Annotated in this window: 12 protein-coding genes; 2 read left to right on the forward strand and 10 right to left on the reverse strand. The window is 40.0% G+C overall.

What is annotated here, in order from left to right:
- The 9 genes from HJP15_RS06630 to HJP15_RS06670 all read right to left on the reverse strand — a co-directional run bounded on the left by HJP15_RS06630 (position 1) and on the right by HJP15_RS06670 (position 6,865).
- A complete protein-coding gene (locus tag HJP15_RS06630) occupies positions 1 to 783 on the reverse strand; it encodes a TatD family hydrolase (RefSeq protein ID WP_054454482.1) in 783 nt (260 codons plus the stop codon).
- Positions 783 to 1,298, reverse strand: a complete 516-nt coding sequence (locus HJP15_RS06635) for a hypothetical protein (RefSeq protein WP_054454480.1) — start codon at positions 1,296 to 1,298, stop codon at positions 783 to 785. Before HJP15_RS06635 ends, HJP15_RS06630 begins: the two co-directional genes overlap by 1 nt.
- Position 1,299: 1 nt before the next feature.
- The gene (gene tatC, locus HJP15_RS06640) at positions 1,300 to 2,043 is read right to left on the reverse strand and encodes a twin-arginine translocase subunit TatC (protein ID WP_054205300.1); all 744 of its coding nucleotides are present in this window, start codon (positions 2,041 to 2,043) and stop codon (positions 1,300 to 1,302) included.
- Between the two features lie 46 nt (positions 2,044 to 2,089).
- Entirely contained in the window at positions 2,090 to 2,422 is a 333-nt protein-coding gene (gene tatB, locus HJP15_RS06645; protein WP_170173308.1) for a Sec-independent protein translocase protein TatB, read from the reverse strand.
- 5 nt (positions 2,423 to 2,427) lie between these two features.
- Positions 2,428 to 2,667: a Sec-independent protein translocase subunit TatA gene (gene tatA, locus HJP15_RS06650; RefSeq protein WP_054205298.1), complete on the reverse strand. Its 240-nt coding sequence runs from the start codon at positions 2,665 to 2,667 to the stop codon at positions 2,428 to 2,430.
- Positions 2,668 to 2,747: 80 nt separating this feature from the next.
- Positions 2,748 to 4,358 carry a ubiquinone biosynthesis regulatory protein kinase UbiB gene (ubiB, locus tag HJP15_RS06655; RefSeq protein ID WP_169326636.1) on the reverse strand — a complete coding sequence of 537 codons (1,611 nt, stop codon included), beginning with the start codon at positions 4,356 to 4,358 and terminating at the stop codon, positions 2,748 to 2,750.
- Between the two features lie 17 nt (positions 4,359 to 4,375).
- The gene (locus tag HJP15_RS06660; protein ID WP_054205321.1) at positions 4,376 to 4,981 is read right to left on the reverse strand and encodes a ubiquinone biosynthesis accessory factor UbiJ; all 606 of its coding nucleotides are present in this window, start codon (positions 4,979 to 4,981) and stop codon (positions 4,376 to 4,378) included.
- Between the two features lie 38 nt (positions 4,982 to 5,019).
- Positions 5,020 to 5,775: a bifunctional demethylmenaquinone methyltransferase/2-methoxy-6-polyprenyl-1,4-benzoquinol methylase UbiE gene (gene ubiE, locus HJP15_RS06665; protein WP_054205296.1), complete on the reverse strand. Its 756-nt coding sequence runs from the start codon at positions 5,773 to 5,775 to the stop codon at positions 5,020 to 5,022.
- Positions 5,776 to 5,878: 103 nt separating this feature from the next.
- Positions 5,879 to 6,865 (reverse strand): GGDEF domain-containing protein, encoded by a 987-nt coding sequence (locus HJP15_RS06670; RefSeq protein ID WP_170173354.1) that lies wholly within the window; start codon positions 6,863 to 6,865, stop codon positions 5,879 to 5,881.
- Between the two features lie 355 nt (positions 6,866 to 7,220).
- Here HJP15_RS06670 and HJP15_RS06675 point away from each other — a divergent pair, with 355 nt between their 5' ends.
- Together HJP15_RS06675 and HJP15_RS06680 are read left to right on the forward strand one after the other, a co-directional pair.
- Positions 7,221 to 8,999, forward strand: coding sequence for a DUF885 domain-containing protein (locus tag HJP15_RS06675; RefSeq protein WP_170173309.1), 1,779 nt, complete (start codon positions 7,221 to 7,223; stop codon positions 8,997 to 8,999).
- 116 nt (positions 9,000 to 9,115) lie between these two features.
- Positions 9,116 to 10,597, forward strand: a complete 1,482-nt coding sequence (locus HJP15_RS06680; RefSeq protein WP_170173310.1) for an FMN-binding glutamate synthase family protein — start codon at positions 9,116 to 9,118, stop codon at positions 10,595 to 10,597.
- A gap of 85 nt (positions 10,598 to 10,682) precedes the next feature.
- Here HJP15_RS06680 and mtnK read toward each other — a convergent pair whose 3' ends face one another.
- The gene (gene mtnK, locus HJP15_RS06685) at positions 10,683 to 11,900 is read right to left on the reverse strand and encodes an S-methyl-5-thioribose kinase (RefSeq protein WP_170173311.1); all 1,218 of its coding nucleotides are present in this window, start codon (positions 11,898 to 11,900) and stop codon (positions 10,683 to 10,685) included.
- Between the last annotated feature and the right edge of the window lie 20 nt (positions 11,901 to 11,920).

The raw sequence follows: 11,920 nt of genomic DNA on the forward strand, positions 1-11,920 counted from the left end.
CTAGCCCTTGCGGTTGAACAATTGTTGAAAATTAAGTGTAGTTTGCTCTGCAACGGCTGTAAATTCAATGTTTTTCAGTGACGCAATAGTTTGGCAAATATAAGGTAAAAAACAGGGCTCATTACGTCGAGATTTGGGTTTAGGTGTAATAGTGCGCGGTATAAGAAAAGGTGCATCTGTTTCAATTAATAATTTATCAAGTGGTATCAATGGCACTAGCTGCTGTAACTCTTTGCCTCTTCTTTCATCACATACCCAACCAGTGATCCCTATGTGTAAGCCTAGTGCTAAGTATTGCTCTAATGCCTGCTGATCACCGGTAAAGCAATGGAGTACACCACGAACAGAATACATTTTTAAAATAGCGAGCATATCCTCGCTAGCATCACGTTCATGTAGGTAAACAGGTAAATCAAGTTGTTCTGCTAGCGTTAATTGACGATGTAAAACTGAACGCTGAACATCCCGAGGTGAAAAATCACGATTATAATCTAAACCACACTCGCCAATAGCAACGACTTTCGAGTTTGCTGCTAAATGACGAAGTTGAGTCTCTAGCTGCTCATCGACAGATTTAGCATCATGCGGATGAACGCCCGCGGTAGCAAGCAGCTCATAATCTTGAGCTAACGTAAGTGCTTGTTGGCTGGTGCTAACATCGCATCCAATTAACAGCATTTGGCCAACATCATGCGCTTTCGCGCGTGTGATGATAGCTTCATGCTGAGCATCAAATTGGTGATTTGTGAGGTTTACACCCGCATCAATAAGCATTGTTGACATTAATTTGTTCGTTTAACGCGAATTGAACGATTATAACCTGCTTTTTTCAATAGGAATGAATTGAACATACCGCGTGTGATTTCGACTGTATCGTTAGCCCTCAGGCGTATGCTATCAGAGCCCACTTGACGCCATTGCTGGCCATTTTCCAAGTTAATGATTAATTCACCATACGGCGCTTCTTCTATGCTGCTAATCACTGCGGTAATTTCATCATCATTGTCTTTAGCCGCTTCTTTGTGCTCTAAGCCAAAATCTTCATTTTTTGCTTTTGCCGTATTTTTAGACTCAGCTATTGAGGCGGGTGCTGCGTCTTTTAACGATTGTGACGTTGTTACTGGTTTACTCAATGGTTTACCAGCCATGATATTGTCGTAGCAAAGTAAACGATTAAAGTCATTTTCAACAAAAGTACACGCTTGCAATGCTTGTAGATTAACTTCATTAGCATTAGCATTAGCATTAGCGATAGGGACACTTAACAGAGCTAATAATGGTAGTAGTTGTTTTTTCATTTTATTCCTTAGACTCATGTTGTTCAGGTTTAGCGGTGTAAAAAGTCGCTAAAATTAAACCAATTTCAAATAATACTAGCATCGGAAGCGCTAATAATGATTGCGAGAGTACGTCAGGTGGCGTTAAAAACATAGCAACGACAAATACACCAACGACAATATACGGTCGTTTTTCTTTTAAACTTTGCGTGGTTGTCGCACCACTCCAGCATAGCAGCATAATAGCGACTGGGATTTCAAAGGCGACGCCAAAAGCAAAGAATAACTTTAATGCAAAGCTCAAGTAACTGCTGATATCGGGTGCAAGTGTCATCATTTCGGGACCGGCACTGGTAAAAAAACCAAGAATAATCGGCAATACGATAAAATAACAAAATGCGATACCACCATAAAAAAGTATAATGCTTGATGCTAAAATAGGCATCAGCATACGTTTTTCATGTTGATACAAACCTGGTGCAATGAACCCCCAGATTTGATGTAATATCAGTGGTATAGAAGCAAATAAAGCAACAAATAAAGTTAATTTAAATGGTGCAAAAAATGGTGCCGTTACATCTGTTGCGATCATTGTTGCTGTACTTGGTAAGTGAGCAACTAATGGTGCAGCAACAAAGCTATAAATATCATTGGCAAAGTAAACGAGAGCAATAAAAAATAATAAAATAGTTAATAAAGCTTTCATTAGACGATTTCGTAACTCAATTAAATGACTCACGAAGCCAGATTGTGTTTGTTCAGCCATAACTTAACTCGCTACCAATGAGTAGACCAAAGACAACAAAAATAATTCACTTTTGTTCATCGTTACTCACTTTATTGTTTTGATCTGAAGATTCTTTTTTATAACTATGAGTGACAGAATCGGCCGCTTTTTGCAGTTCATCAACAGAACTTTTGAGCTCAGGACTTAAATCTTGCATACTTTGTTGCTCTGCTTTTTTTAAATTTTGATGCAGTTCGTGTACGCGAAGCTCTTCGTTAACTTCAGCTTTGACTGAGTTAGCTAATGATTTTATAGTTTTTATCCAGCGACTTACTGTGCGAATAGCAACGGGCAAGCGTTCAGGCCCCAGTACAACGAGCCCAACGATTAAAACAACAACAAGTTCCCACATGCCCATTTTAATTAAGCCTTATGGTCTTCTTTGCTTTTATCAATAGACTCTTTATTTTGAATGGGACTATTACTTTGTTCTATGTTATCAGTAGGTTTAGGTTGTTCTTCTTCAGATACTGCTTTTTTAAACCCTTTTACAGCATTCCCTAAATCACCACCAATTCCGCGTAATTTTTTTGTACCAAAAAGTAACACAATGATTGCCAAAACAATCAGTAATTGCCAAATACTAATACCGCCAAAACCCATGATGTTCTCCACTTAATTAAATACTGTGAATTAAAGTTATTGTATTGATTATACTCACCGAGCACTAAATAGCACTTAGTTTATGACGCATTGCGCCAAGCGAGGATAAAGCCACTTAGCGAGCAAACTGCTGCAATACTTGCTGCTATCATATCGTGCTGTAAATAGCATAGTCCCGACACTATCATTGCAGCTCCCGCAAATACACCAAGTAATAATGGCTTGTGCGACGGCTGAGTGATTGGAGTCTGTACTTGATACTGCTGTTGCTGCTTTAAATTATGGTAAATTAAATCAGGCAATTCGGGCATTTTTTCTGCCCAAAAAGGTAAATTTGCATATACCTGCTTAAGTACCGACCAAGGGCCGACTTGTTGCTTTACCCAGTCTTCTAAGAAGGGCTTTGCTGTTTTCCATAAATCTAATTGTGGATATAACTGACGCCCTAATCCTTCAACATACAGTAAGGTTTTTTGCAGTAGAACTAATTGGGGTTGAACTTGCATATTAAAGCGACGAGCTGTATTAAACAAGTTGACTAAAACGTGACCAAATGAAATTTCAGCTAATGGCTTATTAAAAATCGGCTCGCACACTGTACGAATCGCAAACTCAAACTCTTCAACGCTGGTATCCTTTGGAACCCACCCTGAGTCAACATGCAGCTGGGCGACTTGACGGTAGTCACGATTAAAAAAGGCAATAAAGTTCTCTGCAAGGTAACGTTTATCTTCTTTGTTTAAGGTGCCAACAATCCCGCAGTCGATCCCAATAAATTTGGGGTTTTCAGGCGTGTCGTATGATACAAACACGTTCCCTGGATGCATGTCAGCATGAAAAAAGCTATCACGGAATACTTGGGTGAAAAACACTTCCACGCCTCGTTCAGCTAGCAATTTCATATTGGTGTTTTGCGCAACTAATGCGTCAGTATCCGAAACTGGAATACCGTAAATACGCTCCATTACGAGTACATTAACACGACTGTAGTCACTGTAAACATAAGGGATATAAAGCGAATCTGAACCTTCAAAGTTACGCTTTAATTGAATAGCATTAGCGCCTTCACGCATTAAGTCTAGTTCATCGAGTAAGGTTTTTTTATACTCTTTAACCACTTCTACAGGCCGTAATCTTTTTGCTTCATTTACTAATTTAGCCACGACTTTAGCAAATTGCTCCATCAAGGCTAGGTCGGCATCAATTTGGCCTTTTATATCTGGGCGAATTACTTTTATCACCACATCTTGCGGTTGTTGATGTTCATCGATTAAGGTCGCTGTGTGAACTTGTGCAATAGATGCAGAGGCTAAAGGAGTTTGTTCAAAGTCACTAAAGCATTCACTAATGTCATTGATCTCTAATGCTTCTTCAATGAGCTTTTGTGCTAATGCACCTTCAAAAGGGAGTACTTGATCTTGTAGGTGCGCAAGCTCTATTGCTATATCGAGCGGTAATAAATCGCGACGCGTAGAGAGCATTTGGCCAAACTTAATCCATACAGGGCCTAACTGTTGCAGCGCCAAGCGCAGTCGTAATCCAGCTGGTTTATCTGTGTGTTTGTTTTTAAGCCAGAACAAGCATGAGCGGCCAGCTTTAGCATACCAAGGTATTTTATTGGCAGGGATCAGTTCATCTAAACCATAGTTGAGTAGGGTTTGGGTGATGTAATATAACCGAGCAGCTGACACAAATAATCCTTACAGATTTAGTTAGATTGAAGTAATTGGTTTATACGCATTTCAAGCTGAGCAACTTGGCCTTTTAATTGGCGGGTGTGTTGTTTAAATTGTTCAAGCTCTATCGGGTGAATGGTGACCGCTAACTCATCTTGGCATAAATGAGTAATCGTATTGTTAAGCTTAAGCTGTGTTTTATCGCCTTGGCTTTTCAATTGCGTAATAAGCTGCCAAACTTGTTGTGCAGGGACATCACCAATATAGCGAGAAAGGTGTTCAGGCCAGTCAATATCCATTGCAGCAAAAGCATTACTGTAGCCTTGAGCAATATTTAAATCACCTTGGAGATCGAGTTTGTCCTGGCGGATCAGCTGCGTCAACATCGCTGGATTTTGTAATGCCATTAAGGTATCGATATTAGCGCTGATCATGCAGTCATACAGTGTTTCTTTGGTATTGTATAAATGTAAATTTTGGCCGGTGAACACCACTACAAATTGTTGTTGCCAGTCACGTATATCAATTAATAAACGCTGTTGAGTGACAGGTTTTAGCTTGGCTATTAAAGTACTATCAAGCACTAGCGCTGTATTTAAAATACGCTCAACTACAGCGACTAGAAAATTCGTTAACATAACAGCACCTTTACCTTTTTCAGTGTCCAAGCTAGCGCTTAATATTTAAAACCACGATGTAACGCGACAATGCCACCAGTTAGATTTTGATACGTTGTTTGTTCAAAGCCAGCATCATTCATCATGGTTTTGAGTGTTTCTTGATCTGGATGCATGCGAATTGATTCAGCCAAATATTTGTATGATTCGCCGTCGTTAGCAACCAATTCACCCATTTTTGGTAGCAGGTTGAATGAGTAAAAATCATAGGCTTTATTGAGCAACTCATGTTCTGGTTTAGAAAACTCTAATACCAACAACCGACCACCTGGCTTTAAAATGCGGTACATTGAGCGCAGCGCTTTATTTTGATCGGTCACATTACGCAAACCAAATGCGATAGTAATTAAATCAAAGCTATTATCAGGGAAAGGCAGTGCTTCGGCATTCATTTGCACGTAGTCGATATTTCCTACAAGACCTAAGTTGTGCAGTTTTTCACGGCCTACTTTGAGCATCGATGAGTTAATGTCACCTAATACCACTTGGCCTGTATCACCAACGAGTTGGCTAAATTTAGCTGTTAAATCACCCGTGCCGCCGGCTAAATCAAGTACATAATGACCTTTACGTACACCAGAGCTGGCAATAGTTTGGCGTTTCCATAAACGATGAATACCAAAAGACATAAGATCATTCATTACGTCATATTTAGTCGCAACGGAGTGAAATACATCGGCGACCATGGAAGCTTTTTCGGTTTCGGCAACAGTTTTATAGCCAAAATGCGCGGTCTTTTCTGGATTCTCGTTCATGATTAATCTCTATCGTGGCAATAAAGACTAGTGTACTTGATTGTGACCGTGAGGTGCAATTTGAATATGGTTAAATTGTTCGCAGGTAACAACTTTATATGGTTTATTGACCAGCGATAAAGCTGCTTTGACCAAGAGATTTTGCTTTATATGCAGCATTCGATGCTTTGCGCGCTAATTTATTAAAATCTTTCTCGTCGTGATGCTTAGCAATACCAAGGGATAAACTAATTGGTGGAAGTTTAATACCATTTTTTGAGCTTACAAAGCGTAACTTCTCGACTCCATTGCGGACTTTTTCAGCTATAACATTGGCTGTTTCTGGGTCAATATCAGCAAGTAAAATGGTAAATGCATCTTTACCTGTACGTCCGGGTAAACCGCTTTCAAATACGTACTTTTGAATTTGTTTAGCAACTTTATTTAAAATAACTTCACCAATCATATCGCCGTAGTTATCAATAAAGTGATCTAAATTATCAATTTGAATGGCGATTGCACATACTGATTTGTTTTTACCTAACCATAATTGTGTTTGCTGGTTTAAGTAGTGGCGCTTATACAGACCAGTTTGGTGATCAGTGATGTGTTGTTTACGTAATTGTAGGAGTTGTTGCTGGGTTCTTTCTTGTAATCGTTTAGCTTTGATAAGCTCTCGCTTAAATTGCTTATGCTGTGTGAGTAAATGGGCAGTCTGTTTGCTTAGCGTCTCTAATGCTAAGCGGCTTTGCTTAACGTTATTTTCATCAAGTGAATGAACGCAGTCACTCACTTGGCTGGCAAAGCGAATTATTTCTTTTTCAGTGGAGTGTGCTGAGCGCGACAATGAATTAATAACACCGTCGACATTGCGAACCATGGTGGTTTCAGCTTTGTGAGCCTGATCGATGTAGTCAAAATAAAGTTGTTCGATATAAACAGAATCAATTATTTGCCCTTGGGCAATTGCGCGATCAATCGTTGTGCTTAGGTCGGAATTGACTTGGCTAACGAAAGTATAAACTACCTGATAATTTAGAGGTGACGGCGGTAAACTATGATGTTCTAAAAAGATACATACCTTGGTCATTTTTTCTTGAGCAATAGCCATGGAATCATGGAACATCATTGTTTATACCAACTAAATACGCGTAACAGCTAAATTAAATAACTCAATCCATGAGACATCTGGGCCATCCTAGCATTTATTTCCTCAATACATTAATCTGTATCGAGTGAATTTAAAAGCTAAAAAACACAATTTAGAAGCAAAAGTTGCATTTTTGCTTTCCAATCGCTGATTTTCTCAACAATAGCACTAATGTAAAAAAATACTGATTAAGTACTAGGCAATAATTGCTGTTAATTTAGCCTTATTTTAAAGCCTCTTAGTCGCATTTTTTTGATTGTTTTAGTCTTACTGGGTTAGCTTAGCCTTACTATTAATGCCACAGAGCTCTAAAACTATGAAAAAACCACGCTCAAATATTTTCCATCACTCATTATTGAGCCTAGCTCTTGTGTGTTCGTTGAGTGCGTGTCAAATGACCGATATAAACAGCGACCAACAATTTACGGATGCCGCTGAAGCGATTGTTGACTATCGTAAAAGTATTAGCCCGTACAGTAACCCCGCAGGAGTAGATGGCTACTTATTAAGTAATTTATCAGCTGAGTTTCTTGAAAAAAAATACCAAGGAAATATTCAGCTATTAGCGCAATTAGACGCGATAGATAAAGATAAACTCAGTGAAGAAAACCGAATAAATCTCACTATAATCCGTGCTCAAGTGCAAAACAGTGTCGATGAATATGTGTTTAATGCACACTATATGCCACTGACATCTGAATATGGTTTTCATTCGAGTTTGTCGTTTATGGTATCGCGCTCAGATTATAAGACAGCTGCTGACTACCAGCTTTACCTTAAACGTTTGCAGCAAGTTCCCCGCTTTTTTGAGCAAAATATTGGCTGGATGCGTAAAGGCTTGCAAGCTGGTTTAACACAACCGAAAGCCGTCTTAATCGGGTATCAAGACTCAATTAACGCCTACATTGTTGACGATGTAACGCAATCGGAATTTTATAAGCCATTTTTAACTAACACTGCCGGGTTAAGTGATAATGAATTTTCAGTTTTACAACGACAAGCCCAAAAAATAATTAAAGATCAGGTGATTGTCGCTTACAAAGGGTATTTAACGTTTTTTAATGAAGAGTATCAACCGGGTGCGCGTAGCGAAATAGGCATTTCAACTACACCAAATGGTGAGGCGTTTTATGCTAATCGCGCCAAGTATTACACCACCACAGATATGACGCCAAAAGAAATCCATGAGCTTGGTTTAAAAGAGGTTGCGCGTATCCGTGGTGAAATGGATGAGGTGATTAAACAAGTTGGTTTTGAAGGCACGTTTGCCGAATTTGTGCATTTTTTGCGTACGGATCCGCAATTTTACGCAACAACTCCCGAAGAGTTATTAAAAGAAGCATCGTTTATCGCTAAAAAAATGGATGCACAATTACCTAAACTATTTCATACCTTACCGCGTATGCCTTACGGTGTAGCCCCAGTACCTGCGAGTATTGCGCCAAAATATACAACCGGACGTTATTCTGGTTCAAGCCGTGACGATCAAGCCGGTTTTTATTGGGTAAACACCTATGCGCTGGATAAACGTCCTTTGTATGTATTAGAGGCGCTAACTTTGCACGAAGCAGTGCCAGGCCATCACTTACAAATATCGCTCAATGCAGAGTTAGAGTATTTACCAAGTTATCGCCGCGACGCTTACTTGTCAGCATTTGGTGAAGGCTGGGGTTTATACTCTGAATATTTAGGGCTTGAGGCTGGTTTTTATCAAGACCCATATAGTAACTTTGGCCGTTTAACGTATGAAATGTGGCGTGCTGCACGTTTAGTTGTTGATACGGGTATGCATATGTATGGCTGGAGCCGTGAGCGTGCAATGAACTTTATGAGTGAAAATACGGCCCTGTCGTTACATAACGTTAAAACAGAAACTGACCGTTATATATCATGGCCAGCGCAAGCGTTATCTTACAAAATCGGTGAGTTAACCATTAAGCGTTTACGCCAAGAAACAGAGCAAGCACTAGGGCAGAACTTTGATATTCGTGAATTCCATCATCAAATACTTCGCCATGGTTCAGTCCCTCTGTCAGTTCTTGAGGAACAAATTCGTTTGTATATTCAAGCTGAATTAGCTAAACAGAAAAGCTAACCGTTATTCAGTGTAGGCCCAACAATTTGAAGTCCTAGGGTATAAAACTCTTTGCTTGAAATTTGATCTGCTTATATGCTCTTTGCTGGAATAAAATAACCAGCAAGGGGCGTTGGATGAGTGATTTTATAATTTTTAGTATAGATGTGTTTGCCAGTTTATTTATTGTGGCATTGGGTTTGTTTGTATTAGTGGTTATTTATTTTTATATTGCAGATGTAACTCAATCAAAACAAGCTATTAGGCGTAACTACCCGGTGATTGGCCGGTTTCGATATTTTTTTGAGCGCCAAGGCGAGTTTTTTCGTCAGTATTTCTTTGCCATGGATCGTGAGGAAATGCCTTTCAACCGTGCTGATCGCAGTTGGGTGTACAAAGCGGCTAAGAATGTTGACCGTACATCAGCGTTTGGTTCAACACAGAGTTTAGAAGTCACTGGTACAGTTATGTTTATGAACTGTGCGTTTCCTACCTTAGACGAAGAAGCCCTCGAGCCAAGCGCTGTAATAATTGGGCCTTATTGTACAGTACCTTATGCAACAAACTCCTTATTTAATATCTCAGGCATGAGTTTTGGTGCCTTATCTAAACCTGCAGTGCGTGCTTTATCAAAAGGTGCAAAGCTTGCAGGATGCTGGATGAATACAGGCGAAGGCGGTTTAAGCCCTTATCATTTAGAGGGGGGCGCAGATATAGTTTTCCAAATAGGCACGGCTAAGTATGGTGTGCGTGATGGGCAAGGCAATTTGAGCATTAAAAAGCTTCAAGAGATTGCGGCTCATGAGCAAGTTAAGATGTTTGAAATAAAAATGAGCCAAGGAGCAAAACCGGGCAAAGGAGGTATGCTACCCGGTAAAAAAGTTAATGCTGAAATTGCAGCTATTCGGGGCATTCCACAGGGGCAAGATTCAATCAGCCCAAATGGTCATCCAGAGGTTAAAAATCCGTCAGACTTACTTGATATGATTGCAAAAGTCCGTGAAACAACAGGTAAGCCTACCGGTTTTAAAGCCGTTATAGGCGCTTATGCATGGCTAGAAACCTTGTTTGCAGAAATAAACCATCGCGGTATCGAATCAGCGCCCGATTTTATTACTATCGATAGTGCTGATGGTGGCACCGGCGCGGCACCTCAACCTTTAATGGACTCGGTTGGATTACCCTTAAAAGAGAGTCTACCTTTAGTCGTTAGCATGCTTGAAAAACATGGCTTACGAGAGCGGGTTAAGGTGATTGCATCGGGTAAATTAATTGTGCCGTCAAAAGTGGCTTGGGCACTGGCGCTTGGCGCAGATTTTGTTGTTTCTGCACGTGGTCATATGTTTGCCCTGGGCTGTATTCAAGCATTGCAGTGCAATAAGGACACTTGCCCAACAGGTATAACAACACACGATGAACGCTTGCAGCGCGGCCTTGATGTAGCTGACAAGGCGCAGCGTGTCGCTAATTACAACAAGTATATTCATTATGGGGCGGGGTTAATTGCGCACTCATGTGGTGTATTTAGTGCTCGAGAACTCAGCCGTGAACATGTTCGGGTTGTGCAGGAAAATGGCTTATCAGAACCAGTAGATAAAATGTATGAAAATTATCAGTAATTTAAAGGGGCTAGGTAATAGGGCCCGCCCAAAGTAGGTTGATAAAAAGGCACTTAATAAAGTGCCTTTTGCTATATTTATACATTTAATTTAGTTGGCTTATTAATAAAGAGAAAAATTCCTCTTTGTTATTGCAGGTATGGGCGTTGAGTACTAACTGCTCGCCCAGCGCTAAGGTGTGACGCTGTACATCTAAGCGGGCTTGCTCATCTTCAATACCATCAATATCGGCAACATGAGCCAAGCCAATCGTACGGCGAATAAGCTCAACACCACAGTAGCCAATAGCATCTTGCAAAACTTGTTGCATAAAGTGTTCAGCGTAGCCATTTGCTTGCAAATTCAAATCAGTACTTTGCTTTACAATTAGCGCAAGCCACTGTTGTTCAAATAAGCTATAGCTTTCTTGCAGGCAAGTCAGTAAGTGGCTGTGATAGTTGCGGCGAATAACAAACTCACTAATGCGGGCGTTTTGAGCGCAGTAATTTAATAATAAGTTGCCGATAAATGAGCCGATATCAAAGCCTATAGGGCCAAAAAAACCAAACTCAGGATCGATTATCTTAGTGGTGCTTTGATCTGCAAAAATGCTGCCGCTATGCATATCACCGTGGAGCAGAGTTTGCGGGCATGATAAAAATTGCGCTTTGAGTTTTGCGATTGCTAAATGTAGCGCAGCGTTACTTTGTAATTTACTCACCGTGCTTTGTAATTGTGCAGGGTAGTTATTTCGCTCATGCTCACGCAGAATATCGTTAAAAAATAAGTCTTCAGTAATTTGGCAAAGTTCAGGGTTGGTAAACTGAGTGACCTTCGCTTTTTTATCCTGAGCGGCTAAGTAAAAATCTGAATTATAAAATCCCGTATAACTTAAATAGCGGGCTACATGCTGGCCAAGCAATGGAAAGTGTTCTGCGTTAATTTGTGCGGTGCGTAAAATTTGTAAATGACCCAGATCTTCTAAAATAGTTAACGCTGATGCGGGGTTATAATGCAGTACATTGGCTGTGTGTTCAGGGCAAATAGCGCCATGATTAACTAACACTTCAGCTTCAATTCGTGCTCTATCAAGTGTTAATGGCCATGATTCTCCTACGCAGCGAGCATAAGGCAGTGCTTGTTTTAATATAACGCTGTTATTTTGCTCATCACTGATTCTAAATACTAAGTTTAAATTACCATCACCAAACTCATACGCAGTTAAAGTTTGATCTGGCTGAAAAAAATCATATCCCTCTTCTTTTACAAGATTTTTAATATAATCAATCGCATGCTGGGCATTAAACGCAAAGTATTTGGCCATCGGGCTTCTCTTATTAATTC

Origin of the sequence: Pseudoalteromonas sp. NEC-BIFX-2020_002 (assembly GCF_013002825.1) — a bacterium.
In the GTDB taxonomy this organism is placed as follows: domain Bacteria; phylum Pseudomonadota; class Gammaproteobacteria; order Enterobacterales; family Alteromonadaceae; genus Pseudoalteromonas; species Pseudoalteromonas neustonica.

What these genes read in the sequence shown, in the direction of transcription:
- HJP15_RS06630 (WP_054454482.1), bottom strand. Translation starts at nt 783, where the DNA reads ATGTCAACAATGCTTATTGATGCGGGTGTAAACCTCACAAATCACCAA.
- HJP15_RS06635 (WP_054454480.1), bottom strand. Translation starts at nt 1,298, where the DNA reads ATGAAAAAACAACTACTACCATTATTAGCTCTGTTAAGTGTCCCTATC.
- tatC (WP_054205300.1), bottom strand. Translation starts at nt 2,043, where the DNA reads ATGGCTGAACAAACACAATCTGGCTTCGTGAGTCATTTAATTGAGTTA.
- tatB (WP_170173308.1), bottom strand. Translation starts at nt 2,422, where the DNA reads ATGGGCATGTGGGAACTTGTTGTTGTTTTAATCGTTGGGCTCGTTGTA.
- tatA (WP_054205298.1), bottom strand. Translation starts at nt 2,667, where the DNA reads ATGGGTTTTGGCGGTATTAGTATTTGGCAATTACTGATTGTTTTGGCA.
- HJP15_RS06660 (WP_054205321.1), bottom strand. Translation starts at nt 4,981, where the DNA reads ATGTTAACGAATTTTCTAGTCGCTGTAGTTGAGCGTATTTTAAATACA.
- ubiE (WP_054205296.1), bottom strand. Translation starts at nt 5,775, where the DNA reads ATGAACGAGAATCCAGAAAAGACCGCGCATTTTGGCTATAAAACTGTT.
- HJP15_RS06670 (WP_170173354.1), bottom strand. Translation starts at nt 6,865, where the DNA reads ATGGCTATTGCTCAAGAAAAAATGACCAAGGTATGTATCTTTTTAGAA.
- HJP15_RS06675 (WP_170173309.1), top strand. Translation starts at nt 7,221, where the DNA reads ATGAAAAAACCACGCTCAAATATTTTCCATCACTCATTATTGAGCCTA.
- HJP15_RS06680 (WP_170173310.1), top strand. Translation starts at nt 9,116, where the DNA reads ATGAGTGATTTTATAATTTTTAGTATAGATGTGTTTGCCAGTTTATTT.
- mtnK (WP_170173311.1), bottom strand. Translation starts at nt 11,900, where the DNA reads ATGGCCAAATACTTTGCGTTTAATGCCCAGCATGCGATTGATTATATT.